This is a genomic window from Micromonospora sp. NBC_01699, from assembly GCF_036250065.1.
In the GTDB taxonomy this organism is placed as follows: domain Bacteria; phylum Actinomycetota; class Actinomycetes; order Mycobacteriales; family Micromonosporaceae; genus Micromonospora_G.
The window spans coordinates 7,469,352-7,490,422 of record NZ_CP109199.1; the positions used below are offsets into that span (position 1 = coordinate 7,469,352).

Annotated in this window: 18 protein-coding genes and 1 pseudogene; 11 read left to right on the top strand and 8 right to left on the bottom strand. The window is 70.9% G+C overall.

Going from position 1 to position 21,071, the window contains the following annotated elements:
* Positions 1–117 precede the first annotated feature (117 nt).
* The 3 genes from OG792_RS30790 to OG792_RS30800 all read left to right on the top strand — a co-directional run bounded on the left by OG792_RS30790 (position 118) and on the right by OG792_RS30800 (position 3,945).
* Positions 118–963 carry a hypothetical protein gene (locus OG792_RS30790; RefSeq protein WP_442932517.1) on the top strand — a complete coding sequence of 282 codons (846 nt, stop codon included), beginning with the start codon at positions 118–120 and terminating at the stop codon, positions 961–963.
* A 134-nt stretch (positions 964–1,097) separates the two neighbouring features.
* Positions 1,098–2,336 carry an MFS transporter gene (locus OG792_RS30795; protein ID WP_329104802.1) on the top strand — a complete coding sequence of 413 codons (1,239 nt, stop codon included), beginning with the start codon at positions 1,098–1,100 and terminating at the stop codon, positions 2,334–2,336.
* Between the two features lie 118 nt (positions 2,337–2,454).
* Positions 2,455–3,945, top strand: coding sequence for a cellulose binding domain-containing protein (locus OG792_RS30800; RefSeq protein ID WP_329104803.1), 1,491 nt, complete (start codon positions 2,455–2,457; stop codon positions 3,943–3,945).
* Between the two features lie 87 nt (positions 3,946–4,032).
* Here OG792_RS30800 and OG792_RS30805 read toward each other — a convergent pair whose 3' ends face one another.
* Positions 4,033–4,716: a response regulator transcription factor gene (locus tag OG792_RS30805; RefSeq protein ID WP_329104805.1), complete on the bottom strand. Its 684-nt coding sequence runs from the start codon at positions 4,714–4,716 to the stop codon at positions 4,033–4,035.
* 34 nt (positions 4,717–4,750) lie between these two features.
* Positions 4,751–6,037, bottom strand: a complete 1,287-nt coding sequence (locus OG792_RS30810; RefSeq protein ID WP_329104807.1) for a sensor histidine kinase — start codon at positions 6,035–6,037, stop codon at positions 4,751–4,753.
* 221 nt (positions 6,038–6,258) lie between these two features.
* Between OG792_RS30810 and phoU the strand changes: the two genes are divergently transcribed.
* Entirely contained in the window at positions 6,259–6,933 is a 675-nt protein-coding gene (gene phoU, locus OG792_RS30815; protein ID WP_329104809.1) for a phosphate signaling complex protein PhoU, read from the top strand.
* 171 nt (positions 6,934–7,104) lie between these two features.
* Here phoU and OG792_RS30820 read toward each other — a convergent pair whose 3' ends face one another.
* Complete coding sequence (locus tag OG792_RS30820; protein ID WP_442932330.1) at positions 7,105–7,854, bottom strand: phosphoglyceromutase; 750 nt, start codon at positions 7,852–7,854, stop codon at positions 7,105–7,107.
* Between the two features lie 151 nt (positions 7,855–8,005).
* On the opposite strand from OG792_RS30820, the gene OG792_RS30825 reads away from it, so the two are divergent.
* On the top strand, positions 8,006–9,325 hold the full coding sequence (locus tag OG792_RS30825) for an MDR family MFS transporter (protein WP_329104811.1): 1,320 nt from the start codon (positions 8,006–8,008) through the stop codon (positions 9,323–9,325).
* A gap of 137 nt (positions 9,326–9,462) precedes the next feature.
* Positions 9,463–10,836: an MFS transporter gene (locus OG792_RS30830; protein ID WP_329104812.1), complete on the top strand. Its 1,374-nt coding sequence runs from the start codon at positions 9,463–9,465 to the stop codon at positions 10,834–10,836.
* Positions 10,837–11,351: 515 nt separating this feature from the next.
* Here OG792_RS30830 and OG792_RS30835 read toward each other — a convergent pair.
* From OG792_RS30835 to mshA, 3 genes are all read right to left on the bottom strand, one after another.
* Complete coding sequence (locus OG792_RS30835; protein ID WP_329104814.1) at positions 11,352–12,212, bottom strand: hypothetical protein; 861 nt, start codon at positions 12,210–12,212, stop codon at positions 11,352–11,354.
* A gap of 189 nt (positions 12,213–12,401) precedes the next feature.
* Positions 12,402–12,935, bottom strand: coding sequence for a YbjN domain-containing protein (locus tag OG792_RS30840; protein WP_329104816.1), 534 nt, complete (start codon positions 12,933–12,935; stop codon positions 12,402–12,404).
* Between the two features lie 49 nt (positions 12,936–12,984).
* A complete protein-coding gene (gene mshA, locus OG792_RS30845; RefSeq protein ID WP_329104818.1) occupies positions 12,985–14,373 on the bottom strand; it encodes a D-inositol-3-phosphate glycosyltransferase in 1,389 nt (462 codons plus the stop codon).
* Between the two features lie 185 nt (positions 14,374–14,558).
* Between mshA and OG792_RS30850 the strand changes: the two genes are divergently transcribed.
* From OG792_RS30850 to OG792_RS30870, 5 genes are all read left to right on the top strand, one after another.
* Complete coding sequence (locus OG792_RS30850) at positions 14,559–15,323, top strand: SDR family oxidoreductase (protein WP_329104820.1); 765 nt, start codon at positions 14,559–14,561, stop codon at positions 15,321–15,323.
* Positions 15,324–15,357: 34 nt separating this feature from the next.
* Entirely contained in the window at positions 15,358–16,149 is a 792-nt protein-coding gene (locus OG792_RS30855; RefSeq protein WP_329104822.1) for a class I SAM-dependent methyltransferase, read from the top strand.
* A 250-nt stretch (positions 16,150–16,399) separates the two neighbouring features.
* Complete coding sequence (locus OG792_RS30860; protein WP_329104824.1) at positions 16,400–17,161, top strand: maleylpyruvate isomerase family mycothiol-dependent enzyme; 762 nt, start codon at positions 16,400–16,402, stop codon at positions 17,159–17,161.
* Between the two features lie 322 nt (positions 17,162–17,483).
* A complete protein-coding gene (locus OG792_RS30865) occupies positions 17,484–18,908 on the top strand; it encodes a GH1 family beta-glucosidase (protein WP_329104826.1) in 1,425 nt (474 codons plus the stop codon).
* 77 nt (positions 18,909–18,985) lie between these two features.
* A complete protein-coding gene (locus tag OG792_RS30870) occupies positions 18,986–20,002 on the top strand; it encodes a LacI family DNA-binding transcriptional regulator (RefSeq protein WP_329104828.1) in 1,017 nt (338 codons plus the stop codon).
* A gap of 12 nt (positions 20,003–20,014) precedes the next feature.
* Here the strand turns inward: OG792_RS30870 and OG792_RS30875 are convergent.
* Together OG792_RS30875 and OG792_RS30880 are read right to left on the bottom strand one after the other, a co-directional pair.
* Positions 20,015–20,140: pseudogene (locus OG792_RS30875) on the bottom strand (macro domain-containing protein); the annotation flags it as partial.
* Positions 20,140–20,967, bottom strand: coding sequence for an EI24 domain-containing protein (locus tag OG792_RS30880; RefSeq protein ID WP_442932518.1), 828 nt, complete (start codon positions 20,965–20,967; stop codon positions 20,140–20,142). The pseudogene OG792_RS30875 and the gene OG792_RS30880, both read right to left, overlap by 1 nt.
* Positions 20,968–21,071: the final 104 nt, after the last annotated feature.

Sequence of the window (21,071 nt, forward strand, 5' to 3'; positions counted from 1 at the left end):
TCGCTCACGTACGCGATCCGCCCGCACCCGGTGCAGCGCGCCCGAAACGGCAGCTATCCGACCTGGTAGGGCCGCCGGGCGTACGCTGACCGGGTGGCAGGCCGTACCCAGCTCCGCATCCTGGTCCAGGATCCGACCGATCCCCGTAGCCGGGAGGTCGACCTCGACTTCCCCCGGGAGTGGATCGAGTTCCTCGACCCCGCGGACTCCGAGCATCTCGTCCGAGCCGACCTGACCTGGCTGCTGTCCCGCTGGACGTGTGTGTTCGGCAGGGGTTGCCACGGCATCATCGCCGGCCGGGCCGCCGATGGTTGCTGCTCGCACGGCGCGTTCTTCACCGACGACGATGATGAGCAGCGAGTACGGGCGGCGGCCGGGCGGCTCACCCCGCAGACCTGGCAGCACTACCGGCGGGGTTTCAAGAAGTACACCGAGATGGACACGGTCGACGGCAAGACGCCGGCCCGGCGTACCGCTACCCAATCCGACGAGGGGCCGTGCGTCTTCCTCAACGACGCCGACTTCGCCGGTGGCGGCGGCTGTGCGCTGCACGGTCAGGCGTTGCGCGACGGGGTGCACCCGCTGGAGTACAAGCCGGACGTCTGCTGGCAGCTACCGGTCCGGCGGGACCAGGACTGGACCAAGCGGCCGGACGGCAGCAAGCTGCTGGTCTCGACGCTGAGCGAGTTCGACCGGCGGGGCTGGGGCGCGGGCGGCCACGATCTCGACTGGTGGTGCACCTCGTCACCGGAGGCGCACGTCGGCCAGGAGGCGATGTACCTGTCGTACGAGGCCGAGCTGACCGCCCTGATCGGCGCTCCGGCGTACGCGAAGCTGGCCGAGCTGTGCGCGGCGCGGGCGAAGCGCGGCCTGGTCGCCCCGCACCCGGCGACCCCGGAACCGCCGCCGACCCGGCGGGTCACCATCGGTCGCAAGCCGGCCACCCCGACCGTCGCCCCCTGACCGGGCAGTGGTGTTGACGACACTCGTTTGCCACTGACAGACAGACCTGTCTAGCCTGAGCGAGCTAGACGAACCTGTCTGTTCGTGCGCCTGTCCGCTCCAGGGAAGTCGCGCCCGTCCGCGAGAGAAGCCCGATGACCTCCCTGCTCACCGCTCCGCCCGCCACCCGTGCCCCGTCCCGGTCCCGCCGGCTGCCGACCGCCGTCGGCTTCTGGCTGCTCGCCTCGATCGTGGTGGCATTCCTCGCCGGCTCCAGCGCCCCGACCCCGCTCTACGCCATCTACCAGGCCGAATGGGGCTTCTCACCGATCACCGTGACCCTCGTCTTCGGGGTGTACGCGCTGGCCGTACTGGTCGCGCTGCTGACCGTCGGGTCGCTCTCGGACCACGTCGGGCGGCGCCCCGTGCTGATCGCGGCGATCGCCGTGCAGGCGGCGACCATGCTGGTGTTCGCCGCCGCGGACGGCGTACCCGAACTGATGGCCGCCCGGGTGCTCCAGGGCCTGTCCACCGGTGCCGCCGCCGGAGCCATCGGCGCCGGGATGCTCGACCTGAACCAGGCCCGGGGTGCGATCACCAACGCGGTCGGCCCGCTGCTCGGTACGGCCACCGGCGCCCTCGGCTCCGGACTGCTGGTCCAGTACCTGCCGGCCCCGGCCCACCTGGTCTACCTGGTGCTCTTCGGGATCTTCGTGCTCCAGGGCGTCGGCGTGCTGCTGATGCGCGAGTCGTCGTCCCCCCGACCCGGCGCGCTCGCCTCGCTGCGACTCCAGTTCGCCCTGCCCCCGGTCGCCCGACGCCCGCTGCTGCTGGCCGTACCCGCCCTGGTGGCGACGTGGTCCCTGGCCGGCTTCTACGGGTCGCTCGGCCCGAGCGTCATCCGCCTGGTCGCCGGCTCCGACTCGTTCGTGCTCGGTGGGCTCGCCCTGTTCACCCTCGCCGCGAGCGGCGGCGCGATGGTGCTGCTCCTGCGGGCCACCGCACCCCGTACGTTGATGTTCATCGGCACCGCCGGCCTGTTCGTGGGCGTGGGAATCACCCTGTTGGCCATCACCGGCACCTCGGAAGCCCTCTTCTTCGTCGGCACGGTGGTGGCCGGGGCGGGCTTCGGCGCCGCGTTCCAGGGCGTCATCCGGACCGTGATCCCGCTGGCCAGCCCGCACGAGCGGGCCGGCGTGCTGTCCGTCGTCTACCTGGTGTCGTACCTGGCCATGGGCCTGCCCGCGGTGGTCGCCGGCTTCCTGGTCGTGCACGCCGGTGGGGTGTTGACCACCGCCCGGGAGTACGGCATCGCGGTCATGGCGCTGGCCGCGCTGGCCCTGCTCGGCCTGGTTCTGGCTCGCCCGACCCGCCGACACCGCCTCGCCGGGTAGTGCCGCCGACACCGTCCTTGACCCCGTCGATAACTGTTAGGTTTACTAACTGATCGAGCGCGGTCGCTCAATTGCCGGAGCGTTCCGCCCATCGTTCGATCGACGGAAGGCTCCGCCCGTGACAATCACCCCGATCGGCCGTACGGCGCTCGGCGCAGCCGCGGCCACCCTCGCCGCCGCCACCCTCGCCGCCACGTTCGTCCTGGCGCCCAGCGCGTACGCCGCCGCGCCGGCCCTGACCGCCACCTTCGCCCAGTCCTCGACCTGGAGCAGCGGCTACGCCGCCAGCTACACGATCCGCAACGGCGGGGACGCCACCGCCAACGGTTGGGTGGTCGAGTTCGACCTCGCCGCCGGCTCCACCATCAGCACCTCCTGGGACTCCGTACGCAGCCAGTCCGGGCAGCGTTACCGCTTCGCCAACGCCGGCTGGAACGGCACCGTCGCCCCCGGCGCCACCCAGAGCTTCGGCTTCAACGTCAGCGGCCTCGGTACGCCCACCAACTGCACCCTCAACGGCGCACCCTGCACCGGCGGCCCGCCCCCGACGACTCCCCCACCCACGACGGCACCGCCGAGCACTCCCCCACCCACGACGGCACCACCCACGACCCCTCCGCCGACCACTTCACCGCCACCGTCGGGCGGGCCGATCGTGAACGTGAGCACCGCCGCCGAACTCAGGTCGGCGTTGGCCGCCGCCCAGCCCGGCCAGACCATCCGGCTGGCCGCGGGTACCTACCGGGGCTCGTTCGTCGCCCAGCGGGCCGGCACGGCGTCGGCCCGGATCACCCTGACCGGGCCGCGTACCGCCGTTCTGATCAACGATGGCCCGTCCGGCAGCGGCCCCTCCTGCCCGGCGCCGACCACCGGCTGGGACTCCGGGTACGGGGTCTGGCTCTTTGACGCGCCGTACTGGAACCTGACCGGCTTCACGGTGGCGGAGTCGAAGAAGGGGATCATGCTCGACAACTCGCACCACGTCACGATCGACGGGGTGTACGTGCACCACACCGAGGAGGAGGGGGTGCACTTCCGGCGCTCGTCGGCGGACGGGATCCTGCGCAACTCGCAGGTCGAGTACACCGGTCTGGTCCAGCCCGGTTACGGCGAGGGCGTCTACCTCGGTTCGGCCCAGTCGAACTTCGCCTGCCACGGCAACTCCGGCGGGATCGACCGCTCGGACCGGGTGCAGGTGCTGGACAACCGGATCGGCCCGTACGTGACCGCCGAGCACATCGACATCAAGGAGGGGACCGAGGGCGGGGTGGTGCGCGGCAACACCTTCGACGGCCGGGGCATAACCGGACAGAACTCCGGCGACTCCTGGGTCGACGCCAAGGGCAACGGTTATCTCTTCGAGCGCAACACCGGCTCGTTCAGCTCACCGGGGACCTTCGCCAACGGCTACGAGACACACAACCTGCTGACCGGGTACGGCTGCGGCAACATCTGGCGTACCAACAGCTCGAACCTGGGCGGTGTGGGCCGCTGGGCCATCAACGTCACCTCAACCTCGAAGTGCCCCAATAACCCCAACATCGTCCACACCTCAAACACCGTCACCAACGCCCTCAACGGCCTGACCAACATCCCCACCACCCCCTAGAAACACGGTTGATCATGAAGTTAGCGCGCTCAGACGGCCTGATTTCCGCGCTAACTTCATGATCAACGCCCTGATGGGCGGGGAGGGTTACGGCTCGAATTTGTAGCCGAGGCCGCGGACGGTGACTATGTAGCGGGGGGTGCTGGGTTCCGGTTCGACCTTGGAGCGCAGGCGCTTGACGTGTACGTCGAGGGTCTTGGTGTCGCCCACGTAGTCGGCACCCCAGACGCGGTCGATGAGCTGGCCGCGGGTGAGCACCCGGCCGGCGTTGCGCAGCAGCAGCTCCAGCAGCTCGAACTCCTTGAGCGGAAGCTGTACGGCACTGCCGTCGACGGTCACCACGTGCCGTTCGATGTCCATCCGGACCGGACCGGCGGCCAGGGTCGGCGCGGCCAGGTCGACCGTCTCGCTACTCTTGCGCCGCAGCACCGCCCGGATCCGGGCGACCAGCTCACGCGGCGAGTACGGCTTCGTGACGTAGTCGTCGGCACCGATCTCCAGCCCGACCACCTTGTCGATTTCGCTGTCCCGGGCGGTGACCATGATGATCGGCACATGCGAGCGCTGGCGCAGCTCCCGGCAAACCTCGGTGCCGGACATTTCGGGCAGCATCAGGTCAAGCAGCACGATGTCCGCGCCGGTGCGGTCGAACTCGGTGAGGGCCGAGAGGCCGGTCGGTGCGACCGAGACCTCAAAACCCTCTTTGCGCAGCATGTAGGAGAGGGCGTCGGAGAACGACTCCTCATCCTCGACCACGAGAACGCGGGCCAACGGACTTTCCTTTCCTCTGTCCGACCTGGGGTTACTAAGCCGGACCAGTGTCGATCTCAGTTGACGGGGGTAGCGGTAGGACGGCGTCCGGCGGGCGGGCGGGCAACCGCAGGGTGAACGTCGAGCCTCCACCCAGCGTGCTTGACACCTCGACCCGTCCGCCATGGTTGGTGGCGATGTGTTTCACGATCGCCAGGCCGAGCCCGGTGCCCCCGGTCGCCCGGGAACGGGCCTGGTCGGCCCGGTAGAAGCGCTCGAAGATCCGGTCCACCTCGTTCGGCGCGATGCCGATGCCCTGGTCGGCGACCGAGATCTGGACGTGGTCGTCGTCCGCGAGTGTGGTGACCGTCACCCGCGTCTCCTCGGCGGAGTACGCGATCGCGTTCTCCACCAGGTTGGCCACCGCGGTGGCGACCTGGCTGTCGCTGCCGTACACGGTCAGGTCGCGCTGGCCCTCGACCACGACCTCGACCTTGCGCGCGGACGCGGTGGTACGGGTCCGGTCGATGACCTCGGCCACCACCCAGTCGAGTGCGACCGGTTCCGGCTCCGGCAGCGGCTCCGCGCCCTGCAACCGGGTGAGTTCGAGCAGCTCGTTGACCAGTCGGCCGAGCCGGGTCGACTCGTGCTGGATCCGCTCGGCGAACCGCCGGGCCGCCACCACGTCCTCGGACGGCTCGACGCCGCCGTTGTCGCTGGGCGGCTCGGTGGCGTCGAGCAACGCCTCGGCGAGCAGCTGCAACGCCCCGATCGGCGTCTTCAGCTCGTGACTGACGTTGGCCACGAAGTCACGGCGTACCCGGGCAACCCGGTGCGACTCGGTCACGTCGGCGGCCTCGACCGCGACGTACCCGTTGCCGATCCCCATGGCGCGCAGGTGCACGCCGAGCGGATCGTGAACCCCGCCGTCCCGGCTGCGCGGCAGGTCGAGCTCGACCTCGCGGCGCACCCCGGTCCGACGCACCTGGCCGGCGAGCGTACGGATGATCGGGTGCGCGGCCACTGTGCCGGGGGTGATCCCGGCGCGCAGCAGACCCATCGCCCGCGCAGCCGGGTTGATCAGGACCGGTACGTCCTCGGTGTCCAGGACCACCACGCCGACCCGCAGGGAGTCGATGCTCTTACGGCCGATCCCGGAAAGTTCGGCCTTCTGGTGCTTTGCGATCGCCGGCCTCCCGTCGGCTGGGGTGAGGTCTCCCCCGCCCGGGAGTCGCCGCACGCCGTGCTCCGGTGAGCGCCGGATGGCGCGCACCAGCATGGGACCGATGATCAGCCCGATCACCAGTCCACCGGCCACGCCGGCTACGACCCCCCATTCCACCCGGCGATCGTAGGGTCATTGTTATCCGAGCGACCCTACACAATAGGACATATCAGGCGCGGCCATGGCAAAATTCACGCTCCAGCCTCGCGTCGTTCACTTGCGTTCATCTAAGGGCCCTCGGATTCGGCCTACGGTGGGCTGGTCACCTGCCCCAACCCCGTGCGGGTCCGTCGGCGGCGGTCGCCCACCGGCGAGCCCACCGACCACAGGACGTGATCATGCGCGACGAGTTCCGGACCGATCTGCACATCGTCAGCCAACTACTGGTGGACATGGCGGAGGCTGTCCGCGCGGCAATGAGCAAGGCCACCAAGGCACTGCTCACCGCCGACCGGGCGGCCGCCGAAGCCGTGATCGCCCGCGACGCCGAGATCGACAGTATCTACCGGCAGGTCGAGGAGCGGGTCGCCGACCTGCTCGCCCGCCAGTCCCCGGTTGCCTCCGACCTGCGCGCGGTGATCACCGCGCTGCACGTCGCGGCCGATCTCGAACGCATGGGCGACCTCGCCGACCACGTCGCCAAGACGGCACTGCGCCGGCACCCGTCGCCGGCCGTACCGGCCGAGCTGCGGGGCGTCTTCACCCAGATGGCGGCCGTCGCCGACCGGATCGCCCACAAGATCGGCCAGGTCCTCTCCAAGCCCGACGCCGAACTCGCCGCCGAACTGGAGCGGGACGACGACGCCATGGACGACCTGCACCGCGACCTCTTCGCGGTGCTGCTCAGCGACGACTGGCCGTACGGCGTGGAGACCGGCATCGACGGGGCACTGCTCGGACGTTTCTACGAGCGGTACGCCGACCACGCGGTCAACGCCGGCGAGCGGGTCGTCTACCTGGTCACCGGCGAGTTCGCCGACGAGCAGTCGTCCGACGAGTTCTCCCGCGAGTAGCGAGCCGGAGAGCAGCGGGCCGGAGAGTTTTGTCCGGCGGCGCGGCCGGTAGACGGTGAAGGGGCCCCTCCCGTCCTCGAACGACGGGAAGGGCCCCTTCCGCTTGCCTGTCGGCCGCGCTTGCCCGTTAGCCGGTCGGCTGGTTGCCGCCGATCCGATACCGCCCGGGGTTCAGCGACCCTGGTTGGCGACCGCCGCGGCGGCCTCCTTCGCGGCCACCGGGTCAAGGTAGGTGCCGCCGGAGGTGACCGGACGCAGCTGCGGGTCGAGGTCGTAGCGCAGCGGGATGCCGGTCGGGATGTTCAGCTTGGCGATCGCCTCGTCGGAGACCTGGTCCAGGTGCTTGACCAGGGCCCGCAGCGAGTTGCCGTGGGCGGCCACCAGCACCGTACGGCCGGCGAGCACGTCCGGCACGATCGAGTCGTACCAGTACGGCAGCATCCGCTCGACCACGTCCTTGAGGCACTCGGTACGGGGCATCAGCTCCGGCGGCACCAGGGCGTAGCGCGGGTCACCGGCCGGCGACCACTCGTCGTTGTCGTCGATCGGCGGCGGGGGCGTGTCGTACGACCGGCGCCAGAGCATGAACTGCTCCTCGCCGTACTCCGCCAGGGTTTGCTTTTTGTCCTTGCCCTGCAAAGCGCCGTAGTGCCGCTCGTTGAGCCGCCACGACCGGCGCACCGCGATCCAGTGCCGGTCGGCGGCGTTCAGCGCCAACTCGGAGGTACGGATCGCCCGACGCAGCACACTGGTGTGCACCACGTCGGGGAGCAGGTCGTGCTCGCGCAGCAGTTCGCCGCCGCGCCGCGCCTCGGCCTCACCCTTCGCGGTCAGGTCCACGTCGACCCAGCCGGTGAAGAGGTTCTTGGCGTTCCAATCACTCTCGCCGTGCCGCAGCAGCACGAGGGTCCCAACTGTCATGGCCCACATCTTTCCGCAGTCGCGGTCCTGACGTGCGGACACCCCGTCGGTGACGACCACCACGTCGAAATGCACATGACCCCGGCTGATCGGGACGACTAGGTTGTAAGGCATCGGCCGAACGTCGGTCATTACGTATCCGGGGGGCGACGTGCGGTCGGTACGAGGCTGGGTCAGGGACACCACCGGCGGGCTGCCCGCCACCTTCTGGTACCTGTGGACCGGCACATTGATCAACCGTCTCGGTTCGTTCGTACTGATCTTTCTTGCCATCTACCTGACCACCGCGCGCGGCTTCTCCGCGGTCGAGGCCGGCCTGGTGATCGGCCTCTACGGCGCCGGCGGCACGGTCGGCACCCTGACCGGCGGCATCCTCGCCGACCGCTGGGGCCGACGGCCCACGCTGCTCACCGCCCACATCGGCGCCGCCGCGATGATGGTGGCCCTCGGCTTCGCCCGCGGGCTCTGGGTGATCGCGGCCGGCGCGCTGCTGCTCGGCATGTTCGCCGAGGCGGCCCGGCCGGCGTTCGCCGCGATGATGGTCGACGTGGTGCCGGAACGCGACCGGCTGCGCGCCTTCTCGCTCAACTACTGGGCCATCAACCTGGGCTTCGCCTGCGCGGCGATCCTGGCCGGATTCGCCGCCCAGGTCAGCTACGAGCTGCTCTTCCTGATCGACGCGGCCACCACGCTCACCACCGCGGCGGTCATCTTCCTCAAGGTCCGCGAGCCGCGCCGGGTCGCCGTCGGTCGCGTCCCGTCAACCCCGGGTACGCGTCGCGTCGGTAACGGGCTGCTCAGTGTCCTGGGTGACCGGGTCTTCCTCGGTTTCGTGGTGATCAACATATTCACCGCGCTGGTGTTCCTCCAGCACATCTCGATGCTGCCGATCGCGATGGGGCAGGACGGCCTGTCCCCCTCGACGTACGGCACCGTGATCGCACTGAACGGGATCCTGATCGTCGCCGGTCAACTCTTCGTCCCCCGGCTGATCCGGGGCCGCAACCGGTCACACGTACTCGCCCTGGCCGCGATCGTGATGGGCGTCGGGTTCGGCCTGACCGCGTTCGCCGACGCCGCCTGGTTCTACGCGCTCACCGTACTGACCTGGACCCTCGGCGAAATGCTCAACTCACCGTCCAACTCCACCCTGATCGCCGAGCTCTCACTACCCGGCATGCGCGGCCGTTACCAGGGCGTCTTCTCGCTCTCCTGGTCGGTGGCCGGGTTCAGCGCCCCGATCCTCGGCGGCCTCGTACGCGAACACCTCGGCAACACCACCCTCTGGTTCGGCTGCGCCGCGATCGGCCTCGCCCTCGCCGTCGCCCACCTCCTCTCCGGCCCCGTACGCGAACGCCGCGCCACACAACTCCGCCACCCCACCCCCACCCCCTCCCCCACCCCCACCCCCTCCTCCCCCTCCACCCCCTCCCCGCGCCCCGCGTCGCACCCCCTCTCCTCGTCGATCTAGGGCATATGGGGGTGATTAGAGATCCACAAGCACGTATTTGCCCTAGATCGCCGGGGGTAGCGGGGGCACTCGGGGAGGGGGAGGGGTGGGGTTTTTAGGATCGGGGACTGGAAAGGGGCTTTTGAGAGGAGGTATTGGTGCGGCGGTGGTTGGGTGAGACTGCTGGTGGGCTGCCCGCTACGTACTGGTACCTCTGGACCGGGCTGCTGATCAATCGGGTCGGCGCGTTCGCGATGCTTTTTCTGTCGCTCTACCTGACCGGCAGTCGGGGGGCCAGTGCGGGGCTCGCCGGGCTGGTGGTCGGCGCGTACGGCGCGGGCGGGGCCGTCGGCGTACTGCTCGGCGGGGTGCTGGCGGACGGTTGGGGGCGACGGGCCACCCTGGTCTGGTCGCATCTGGCCGCCGCGCTCGGCATGCTCGTACTCGCGTTCACCACGAATCTGGCGGCGATTGCCGTACTCGCCGGGCTGATCGGGATCGTGCACTCGATGCCGGGGCCGGCGTTCGTCGCGGCGATCATCGACGTGGTGCCCGAGGAACGCCGCTCACGGGCGTTCAACCTACAGTTCTGGGCCTTCAACCTGGGCATGGCCGCCGCCTCCTTCCTGGCCGGCCTGCTCGCCGAGACGAGCTTCCTGGCCCTGTTCCTGGTCGACGCGGGCGCCACACTCATCACCACCGGGCTGATCGCCTGGAAGGTCCCGGAGACGCTGCGCCGCACCAGGGGGCCGATTGCCTGGAAGGTGCCGGAGACGCTACGTCGTGGTGCGGGGCGGGGCGCAGGGGCGGGGACGCAGCGCCGGGGTGCGGGACGACGCGCCACCGGGCCGGGGACGGGGGCAGGGCAGGTTCTTCAGCGGCGGCAGCCGGGGTTGGTCACCGCGCTGACCGACCGTACGTTCATGGTGTTCGTGGGGTTGACCTTCGTGCTGGCCGTACTCACCACCCAGACGTCGACCATCATGCCGCTGGCGATGCGGGCCGACGGGCTGAGCACGGCGTCGTACGGCGTGGTGGTCGCGCTCGGCGGCGCGCTGATCGTGCTCGGGCAACTGTTCGTGCCCCGCCTGATCGACGGGTACCGCAAGCACCTGGTGCTGGCGGTATCGACCGGGCTGCTCGCCGTCGGGTTCGGGGCGCTGGCCTTCGCCGACCTGTTGCCGGTCTACCTGGTCGCGGCGGTGATCTGGACGGTCGGCTCGATGCTCGCCGCGCCGCCGAACGCGGAGATCAACGCCGAGCTGGCTCCGGCCGTGCTGCGGGCCCGCTACCAGTCGGTGTTCTATCTGACCTTCCCGGCGGCGGCGTTCGTCGCGCCGGCCCTGGGCGGGGTGAGTTTGCAGTATCTCGGCGACTGGCACTGGATCATCGCGGGTGCCCTGGGGCTGGCCGCCGCGCTCGGGCACCTGTTGGCCGGCCCGGCCCGCGAACGCCGGGTCGCGGTGCTCCGCGCCGGTACGCCACCCACGTCCCCGGCCGCGCTCACCACCGCCGGAGCCGTCCCGGAGTAGATCGGGCCCGCTGGTCGACTTCATCAACCACAAGACGCTCTACCCACTGCGGAGCAGGCCGGGCGCGGAGTAGTAGATCGGGTGCGGAGTAGATCGGGTGCGGACTCGGTCCTGCGTGGAATGGGTGTCGTCGGTCGCGCCGGTGCGGGACAGGGGGCGTAGCCGTGACGACAGCCGGCGCGCGGTGGTTGTCTCCCGCGCGCCGGCTGTGGTGGTTCGTCGGCCCGGCGGCGGCGGGCGACACTCACCCCCGTAAGCGTCGCCCGCTCACACCGCCGGTCTCAGGTGGCGCCGTCCCCCAACGGCTTCGTGCCACCCGTCCCCCGGGCGCCGTCCACTCGGTGCTCGAATCTGATCGATTCACGGCTCCCCCGAACCGTTCCGAGCGCGTCGCCCGCGATCACGGTAGTTCGCGTTCTGTAACCGGCACAAGCTGGATCACTGTCTCGCCGGTCACATGGCAGCCGGTACCGCACTCGTGCGTCCCGGTCCGCCCCGCGAACCTTCCCATCCGTTCAGCCATCCTCACGGTCCGGTGATTCCGGCTTGAAGAAGTTGCTCTGCTTACCGTCCGAACGCCGATCCTGATAGATGAAGTTCAGCCGGCGCAGGTCGAACGTCTTGAACCACTGTTCCCAGGTGATCTCCCGCAGCCGGCCACCCTCCCGCCAGCCCGGAAAATTGAACGTCAGTACGCCGGCCCGGCCGTCCCGCTCGGTACCGGCGATCGTCGCCGGCTTCGCCTTTCGGGCCCGCGCCCAGCGCTGGATCACCTCGTGACTGGTGGTAACCAGACTTCGTCCCAGCCGCTCCGGCTGCTGGTCCGGTGAGGAGATCGGCTGGGCGTACTTCAGCGATCGGGACATGGTCCGGCCGATCCGGATCCCGCTCGCCGCCGCTGCCTTCGCCCGCTCGGCGGTACGGGCGGCCGTACTCGGCGCGGCCTTGGCCGGGGACGACGGGCGCTGGCGGGCCGAGGCACTCACCCCGCCGGAGGTGGTCCGCCCCGAGGCCGGGGTGCTCTTACGCGCCGCCGAGGTGGTCTTGCGCGCGGCCGAGGTGGTCTTGCGCGCGGCCGAGGTTGCCTTGCGGGCCACGGACGAGGCGCTCTTGCGGGCCGCCGAGGCGCCGGTACGGGCCGACGCGGTGCTCTTGCGCGCGGCCGGGCTGGTCTTGCGCGCCGCCGCCGTGGTCCGCTTCGCCGGGCCGGTGCTCGTTCTCGCCGAGCCACCACCGCTCCTCGCCGAAGCGCCACCGCGACGCCCCTCGGCGCTCAGCGCCCTCGACAGCTTCTGCACCAGATCGCCCTTGCGCAGGGCCGAGATACCGGTGATGCCGCGCTTGCGGAGCTGGCTACGGATCTGTTCGGCGGTCATCTGGGCGATGTCACCCGGACTACTGCTTCCGGCGCTGATCGTACGGTTTCTGGTCGCGGTCGCGTTGCCGCCGCGACTCGAACTGCTTCGTTGAGCTTGAGCCATGAGATTCTCACGCTCCCTGGACAGTCTGTCATCGGCATGCGGCGCGCGTACCCGGTCGTCCGTGCGCCACCGCTGCCATACCCGTCAGGGGCGGTCCAAATCCGAGTCGGCGGATTTCGACGGCTCGAAGAGATGAGCGAACGCCGCCAGGTTCGCCAGTGATTCGCCCCGCTTGAGCCGCCAGTCCCATTCCCGGCGGATCGCCGTACCGAAACCGATCTCCAACAGGGTGTCGAAGGAATCGTCGGCGTAGCTGAGCACCGAACCGAGCAGCCGGTCCAGTTCGTCCTCGTTCACCCCGGACAGGCCGACCCGGCCGGTCAGGTAGACGTCGCCGACCGCGTCGATGGAGAACGCGACCCCGTACATCCGGGCGTTGCGGCGCAGCAACCAGGCCCACAGTTCCTCGCGCCGCTCGTCCGGCTGGCGCATCACGAACGCCTCGACCCGCAGCGCGTGCTCGCCGACGATCAGGTTGCAGACCGTCTTGAGCTTGTGGGTGCCGGGCAGCGTGACCGCGTACGCGAACTCGCCGGTCGGTTCGCAGGCCAGCTCACGGTCGACGCAGACCGACTCGATCAGGGCGCCGATCCGCGCCCGCTCGTCCCGCCCGGTCATCCGGCGACTCCGTTCGGTCCCCTCCGGCGACTCCGCCCGGTCAGCCGGATCACCGGACCCCCGCCGGCAGCACCTCGGCGGTCGGCACCCCGGTCTCGCCGCCCAACTCGGACGCCAGCCTGCTCCGGTGCTCCGCCACGGCACCACGGTAGACCGTGAGCAGCCCGGCGGCGGTCCTGGTCCAGGAGAAGTTCTGGGCGTGCCGGACCGCACCGGCGGAGAGCGCCGCCCGCCGGCCGGGCGCGGCGAGCAGGCCGCTGAGCGTACGGGCCCAGTCGACCGGGTCGTGCCCGTCGACCAGGATGCCGCTCACCCCGTCCCGTACGGCGGTGACCAGGCCGCCGACCGCGGCAGCGACGACCGGCGTACCGCAGGCCTGTGCCTCCAGGGCCACCAGCCCGAACGACTCGCTGTACGACGGCACCGCCACCAGGTCGGCCGCCCGGTAGAGGGCGGGCAGGTCCTCGCCGGTGCACGGCGGCCGGAACACGACCGAGTCGGTGATGCCGAGCGAGGCGGCCAGCTCGATCAGCGCGGTGGGCCGGTCCAGCCCGCTCCCGCTGGGACCGCCGGCGATCACGACGGTCAACTGGTCGGCGATGTGCGGATCCCGCTCGCGCAGCGCCGCGACCGCGTGCAGCAGCACGTCGGGTGCCTTCAGCGGCTGGATCCGGCCGACGAAGGCGACCACGTACCCGTAGTCGGGTAGGCCGAGCCGGCGGCGGGCGGCGATCCGGCCGTCGACGCCCGACCCGGTCGGTGCCGGCCGGAAGCGGTCCAGGTCGACGCCGGGCTCGACCACCGCGACCCGGGTCGGGTCGGCCGCGTAGCGGGCGATCAGGTCGCGGGCCTCGACGGCGGTGTTCGCCACCATCCGGTCGGCCTCGGCCACCAGCTGTTCCTCGCCGATCACCCGGTACTTCGGCTCCGGCCGGTCCCCCTCGGCGAGCCGCGAGTTCTTCACCTTCGCCAGGGTGTGCGCGGTGTGCACCAGCGGTACGCCCCAGCGTTCCTTGGCCAGCCAGCCGACGTGCCCCGACAGCCAGTAGTGCGAGTGGATCAGGTCGTAGTAGCCCGGCGGGTGGGCCGCCTCGGCCCGCAGCACGCCGTTGGTGAAGGCGCAGAGCTGACCGGGCAGTTCCTCCTTGGCCAGGCCCTCGAACGGGCCGGCTGTGACGTGCCGCACCTGCACCCCGGGAGCCATCTCGACCACCGGCGGCAGGCCGCTCTCGGTGGCCCGGGTGAAGACCTCGACCTCGACACCGGCGTCGGCCAGTCGCCGGGCCACCTCGACGATGTAGACGTTCATCCCACCGGCGTCACCGGTGCCCGGCTGGTGCAGTGGCGAGGTGTGTACGGAGATGGTGGCGATCCGGGCCGGTGTCGGCCATGGCCGGGCGCCCCGCTGCCGCCCGACGCCCGTGTGCGATTCCGCCACAACCACTCCCTCGGTCAAAGTGAGACACAGTCCGGCACGATCCGGGCGCCCAAGACATCAACCGTCGCCTCGAACGTCATCTTCCCGATCACGCCACAACCATTCATCCCGGTACCCGTACAGGTGACCGACCTCATCCGGCGCCCTGCGCCCGAGCAGGTCGGTCGATGGGAAACAATGCCCGGATGACTCCTGTCGCGATCGTCACCGGCGCCTCCAGCGGGATCGGCGCGGCCACCGCCCGGCGGCTGGCCACCGAGGGCTTTCACGTCCTGGCCGCCGCTCGTCGCGGCGACCGCCTGACCGACCTGGTCGAAGAGATCGAAAAGAGCGGCGGTACGGCCACCGCCGCAGTCTGCGACGTCACCTCGGACGAGTCGGTGGCGGCCCTGGCGGACACCGCCGCCGGGCTGCCCGGTCCGGTGACCCTGCTGGTGAACAATGCCGGCGGGGCGATCGGCCTCGACCCGGTGGAGTCCGCCTCGGTCGCCGACTGGCAGTGGATGTACGACGTGAACGTCCTCGGCACGCTGCGGGTGACCCGGGCGGTGCTGCCGGCGCTGGAGGCGTCCGGTGCCGGCACCGTGATCGTGGTCAGTTCGACCGCCGGGCTCGACGTCTACGAGGGCGGTGGTGGTTACACCGCGGCCAAGCACGCGCAGACCGCGCTCACCCGTACGCTGCGGCTGGAGTTGGTCGGTCGGCCGATCCGGGTGATCGAGATCGATCCGGGCATGGTCCGCACGGACGAGTTCGCGCTGCACCGGTTCGGCGGCGACGCGGCGCGGGCGGAGGCGGTCTACGCCGGGGTGGCGGAGCCGCTGGTCGCCGACGACATCGCGGACTGCATCGCCTGGTGCGCCACCCGCCCCCAGCATGTCAACGTGGACCGGTTGGTGGTCCGCCCGATCGCCCAGGCGGCCCAGCACAGGGTGCACCGGGTGACCTGATGCCGCCGCCGACCCGACGCTTCCGGTGGGGCTGATGCCGCCGCCGCGCCGACCGCTGGGGGTGGTGACCCGGGGCACGACCAATCCCAACCGGCTGCGTCGGGTGGACAACTGGATAGCGGCCCGGTGTGCCGGGCCGCTGCTCGACGCGGTGGATCCGCTGGTGGTCGACCTCGGTTACGGTGCCACCCCGGTCACGGCGGTGGAGCTGCGGGCCCGGCTGGCCGCCGCGGTCCGGCCGGACGTGCGGGTGGTCGGGCTGGAGATCGATCCGGTACGCGTCGCGGCTGCCGCCGCAGCGGCCGACCCGCCTCGGCTCACCTTCGCCCGTGGCGGCTTCGAGCTGGCCGGACTGCGTCCGGTGCTGGTCCGGGTCTTCAACGTGCTGCGCCAGTACGACGAGTCGGCGGTCGGTCCGGCGTGGCGGACGATGGCCGGCGGGCTCGCCCCGGACGGGCTGATCGTCGAGGGCACCTGTGACGAGTTGGGCCGGCTGGCGACCTGGGTGCTGGTGGACTCCTCCGGGCAACCCCGGTCGCTGACCCTGGCGCCGAGGCTCGCCACACTGGAGAGTCCGGCGGCGCTGGCCGAGCGGCTGCCGAAGGCGCTGATCCACCACAACGTGCCGGGTACCGGGGTGCATGCCCTGGTCCGGGCGCTCGACGACGGCTGGCGCGATGCGGCCGCGTACGCGACTTTCGGTCCCCGGCAGCGCTGGTTGCGTACGGTGACAGCGGTGCGGGACGCCGGGTGGCCGGTGCTCGACCGCCCGGCCCGGTGGCGGCTCGGCGAGATCACCGTCGCCTGGTCCGCCGTCGCTCCCTGACCGGTCGGCCGTCGCCCCTGATCGGGCCGGTGACCCGGCTGCTGACCTGGCGTTCGATGGTCACGCCCGCCGGAGCTGCCCGACCGACACGCTGCTTGTACGATTTAATCCGATTGTTCTGCCGGGACCGATTGGCGCGCCGGAATCGGCGGCGGTCGAATGGGCGCTAACGTCTGGCGCGTTGTTCACCCTAGGCTGAGGGCGAGCCAGGCGACCCGTTCGGTTGCCCGGTAGCGCGGGGAGGATCGTGATGAGCAGACTGCACGGCACGAAGGATTTCTGGCTCGCTGCGCTGCGCGCGGACGGGCCGGCCTTCCGCGCGGCGGTGGCCGAGGCGCCACCGGATGCGCCGGTGCCGTCCTGTCCGGAGTGGACCGCGACCGATCTGGTGCACCACCTCGGCTCCCGTTATCGCTGGGTCCGGGGCGTGGTGACCAGCGGCCGGACGGAGGCGCCGAGCGACCGGCCGGTCGAGGACGGTCTGCCCTCGGGCCAGGCCGGGCTGGACTGGTGGCAGCACGAGTACGACCAGTTGCTCGCCGCGTTGGACGGGCTCGACCCGGAGGCTCCGGCGTGGAACTGGGCGCCGCAGCCGAAGCGGGTCGGGTTCTGGCCGCGCCGGATGGCGCACGAGACCACGGTGCACCGCTGGGACGCCCAGTTGGCGATCGCCTCGGCCGAGCCGATCGAGGCGAAGCTCGCCGCCGACGGGGTGAGCGAGGTGCTGGACACCTGGTTGCCGGCGGGCCGGCGGCGCTCCCCCGAGCCCCGGTACGGGGTGGTCCAGTTGGTCGCCGTCGACGCGAGTCAGGACTGGTACCTGCGGTTGCGGGGCACCGGGGTGGCCCTGCTGGACACGGACACGATCCTGGACACCGACGACCACCACGCCCGAGCGCACGTCACCGGGAACGCCAGCGACCTGCTGCTGGCCCTCTGGGGCCGGATCAACTTCGAGGTGCTCGACGTCTCCGGCGACGTGACCCTGCTCCAGGGTCTGCGGGCCGGCTGAGGCCGCCGCCGCACCACCGCGCATCCCCCACGGGCGGCGTCCGGCCGGCGATACTGGGCCGGGCGCCGATCGGCGGTGCCCGTTACTACGCTTGCGGTATCAGGCGGAGGCACCGTGTAACTTTGTGAGAGCGCTCTCTTGACACTCGGGTAACCCGCGTTCAGGCTCGGAAGAGAAGTCTCCCCGCGCGCCCCGTCGAACGGCCACCGCTCGGACGGCACGCGGGCCTGCGCCAGCGCCGCGACCGCCGAGTGCCGCTGCTCGTCGTTCACGTCGTCGTCCGCGGGATCCTCAGCGGCATCAGGAAAGGTGCGGTAACGGTATGACCACTCTTGAAACGCAGCAAACGGTGCTCGCGGCACCGGCGGAGGCGGCGGTGCGCTTCCCCGAGGGCTTCGTCTGGGGAGCGGCGACGGCGTCGTACCAGATCGAGGGCGCGGCCCAGGACGACGGGCGCGGTCCGTCGATCTGGGACACCTTCAGCCGTACGCCGGGCAAGGTGTACGCCGGACACACCGGCGACGTGGCCTGCGACCACTACCACCGGTACCCGCAGGACGTGGCGCTGATGGCCGACCTCGGGCTGCACGCGTACCGGTTCTCGGTCGCCTGGCCCCGGATCCAGCCGGACGGCTCCGGCCCGGTCAACCCGCGCGGCCTGGACTTCTACGACCGGCTGGTGGACGAGCTCATCGGCCGGGGCATCGACCCGATCGTCACGCTCTACCACTGGGACCTGCCGCAGACGCTGGAGGACCGGGGCGGCTGGACCAACCGGGCGACCGCGGAGTACTTCGCCGACTACGCCACCGCCGTCTACGCCCGACTCGGCGACCGGGTCCGCACCTGGACCACGCTGAACGAGCCGTGGTGCTCGGCCTACCTCGGGTACGGCAACGGCATCCACGCCCCCGGACGGCAGGACCCGGCGGCGGCGTTCCAGGCCGTACACCATCTGCTGTTGGCCCACGGCCTGGGCGGGCGGGCGCTGCGCGCGGCCGGCGCGCAGACCCTGGGGATCACCCTCAACCCGACCACCGCGCTGCCGGTCGACCCGGCCAGCGCCGCGGACCAGGCGGCGGTACGGCTGGTCGACGGCCTGGCCAACCGGATCTTCCTGGACCCGATGCTGCGCGGCGAGTACCCGGCGGACGTGCTGGAGCACGTGGCCCGGTTCACCGACCTGAGTCATCTGCGCGACGGCGACGAGAAGATCATCAACGTCCCGATCGACCTGCTCGGCATCAACTACTACCAGCCGAGTTACGTCACCGCCCGCGAGGGCGCGCTCGGTGGCGGCGGCGCCTACCCGGGCACCGAGGGGATCGAGTTCGTGGCCCCGGTCGGCCCGCTCACCGACATGGGCTGGATGATCGAACCGCGCGGCCTGACCACCCTGCTGGTACGCATCTCCGAGGACTACCCGGGCGTACCGATGATCATCACGGAGAACGGCGCCGCCTTCCCGGACAAGTTCAACCGCGACGACCCGGACGCCGACGGCCGGGTGCCGGACGCCGACCGGGTGGACTACCTCGACGGACACCTTCGTGCCGCACACGAGGCCATTTCGAGGGGCGTGGACCTTCGTGGGTATCTCGTATGGTCACTGATGGACAATTTCGAGTGGGCCGAGGGCTACCGTAAGCGGTTCGGGATCGTCCACGTCGACTACCTGACCCAGCGCCGGGTGCTCAAGGACAGCGCACGGTGGTACCAGGAGGTCATCCGGCGCAACGGCCTGTAACCGGCCGGTGCCGGATCGGCGAGGCGAACAGAGCGAGAGCGAGGCGGGGGCATGAGCGAGCGGCGTGAGGCGGGCGCATGACCATGGCACGGGAGCGACCGACCCTGGAGGCGGTGGCGCGCCGCGCCGGTGTCTCCCGGGCAACCGTGTCGCGGGTGGTCAACGGCTCCACCACCGTCGCCGAGCCGATCCGGGAAGCGGTCCGTCGGGCGGTCCAGGAACTGGGGTACGTCCCCAACCTGGCCGCCCGCAGCCTGGTCACCCAGCGGACCGACTCGATCGCGCTGATCCTGCCCGAGGCGGCCACCCGGGTCTTCTCCGACGACCACTTCTTCCCCGGCATCATCCGCGGGGTGAGCCAGGAGTTGGAGGCGGCGGACAAGCAACTGGTGCTGATGCTCGCCGGTTCGACCGCCAGCCACGACCGGGTGGAGAGCTACGCGATGGGTCGGCACGTCGACGGGGTGCTGTTCGCCTCGCTGCACGGTGCCGACCCGCTGCCCAGCGCACTGGCCCGGATGGGCATCCCGGTCGTCTGCGGCGGGCGGCCGCTCGGTCGGGCCACCGTGCCGGTGCCGTACGTCGACGTCGACCACATCGGCGGGGTGGCCCGCGCCGTACGTCACCTGCTCGACTCGGGCCGACGCCGGATCGCCACCATCGCCGGTCCGCAGGACATGGTCGCCGGCATCGAACGGCTGGCCGGCTACCGGACCGAGTTGCAGGACTCCCGCCGCCGGTCGATCGTGGCGGTCGGCGACTTCACCCGCGAGTCCGGGGCACTGGCCATGCGGCAGTTGCTCGACGACGACCCGACGCTGGACGCGGTCTTCGTCGCCTCCGACCTGATGGCCCACGGTGCCCTGCGTACGCTGCGCGAAGCGGGTCGCCGGGTGCCCGACGACGTGGCCGTGATCGGCTTCGACGACATCGAGTCGGCCCGCTACACCGACCCGCCGCTGACCACCGTACGCCAGCCGATCCTCCAGATCGGCCGGGAGATGACCCGGCAGTTGCTCCGGATCGCGGCCGGCGAGGAGGTCGAGCCCGCGGTCGTCCTGCCGACCGAACTCGTCCTACGCGAGTCCGCCTGACCGGCTGTCCACCGGGCCGCCGCGCCGGTGGATCGCGCCGTCCACTCCACCGCCGCCGAGCAGCGACGGGTTGGCGGCGTTGACGATGGCGTCCACCCGTACGGTGGTGATGTCGCCCTGGACCAGGATGGTGTCCACTATGCGTCCGCTCTCGGCGCGGGGTGCTCGGTCCAGCGGCCCGGCTCGTCTATCGCCTCACCGAGCGAGCGCCGGGCCAGCAGGGCGGCACCGGCCACCGCCGCCGGCATGACCAGGATCGCGCCGAGCGGGATCAGGAAGCAGCAGAACACCGCGACCCCGAAGCCGAGCGACACCGGCCGTTGCGCGCCCAGCATCCGCCGCCGGTCGGGCAGCCGCAGGCCGCGCCGGTAGAACGGGGCGCCGACCAGTTCCAGGGCGAGGAACCAGCCGCCGACCGCCGCGGCGACCACCGGTACGACGAACTGCCCGACCACCGGGATGAAACCGGCGAAGAACAGCGGTACGCCGAGCAGCACCGACCGGGCCACCAACCGCACCGAGTCGGCCATGCTCCGGCGCAGTGACCGCCACCAGGAAACCTCGATCTCACCCGGCACCCCGCCGTAGCGGGACTCCACCCGTGCGGAGATCTCCTCGTAGAACGGGTCGCCGACGACCAGGGTTACCGCCGTGAAGGTCAGTACGCCGAGCACCGCCCCCAGGGCCAGGAACGCGAAGCCGGCCAGCACCCGGACCAGGTCCCGCGCCCACCCCGCCCAACCGTCAGCGAACGGGGTCACCACCCCGGCGAGGTCGTCAACAAAGACGATCAATGTGGCGTACCCGGCAAGAAAAAGCGCCCCGGTAATCAACGCCGGCAGAATCCCCAGCAATACCAGCCGAGGCGTACGCGCATACATCCCCAACCCGCGCACCAACAGCCCCACCCCACTGAGGAACTGCCCCACCACCCCAACACCCGGACCCGGACCCGCAACCCTCACAGCACCCACAACCCGAAACCCTACCGGCCCTCCCACCAACCCCGTTGATCATGAAGTTAGCGCACCGCCGAGGCCGAAAATCGGTCGTTAACTTCATGATCAAC

Excerpts from the sequence above, each read along its gene's own strand:
- OG792_RS30860 (WP_329104824.1), top strand. The coding sequence starts at position 16,400 with ATGAGCAGACTGCACGGCACGAAGGATTTCTGGCTCGCTGCGCTGCGC.
- OG792_RS30850 (WP_329104820.1), top strand. The coding sequence starts at position 14,559 with ATGACTCCTGTCGCGATCGTCACCGGCGCCTCCAGCGGGATCGGCGCG.
- OG792_RS30870 (WP_329104828.1), top strand. The coding sequence starts at position 18,986 with ATGACCATGGCACGGGAGCGACCGACCCTGGAGGCGGTGGCGCGCCGC.
- OG792_RS30865 (WP_329104826.1), top strand. The coding sequence starts at position 17,484 with ATGACCACTCTTGAAACGCAGCAAACGGTGCTCGCGGCACCGGCGGAG.
- OG792_RS30795 (WP_329104802.1), top strand. The coding sequence starts at position 1,098 with ATGACCTCCCTGCTCACCGCTCCGCCCGCCACCCGTGCCCCGTCCCGG.
- OG792_RS30820 (WP_442932330.1), bottom strand. The coding sequence starts at position 7,854 with ATGACAGTTGGGACCCTCGTGCTGCTGCGGCACGGCGAGAGTGATTGG.
- OG792_RS30835 (WP_329104814.1), bottom strand. The coding sequence starts at position 12,212 with ATGACCGCCGAACAGATCCGTAGCCAGCTCCGCAAGCGCGGCATCACC.
- OG792_RS30855 (WP_329104822.1), top strand. The coding sequence starts at position 15,358 with ATGCCGCCGCCGCGCCGACCGCTGGGGGTGGTGACCCGGGGCACGACC.
- OG792_RS30840 (WP_329104816.1), bottom strand. The coding sequence starts at position 12,935 with ATGACCGGGCGGGACGAGCGGGCGCGGATCGGCGCCCTGATCGAGTCG.
- phoU (WP_329104809.1), top strand. The coding sequence starts at position 6,259 with ATGCGCGACGAGTTCCGGACCGATCTGCACATCGTCAGCCAACTACTG.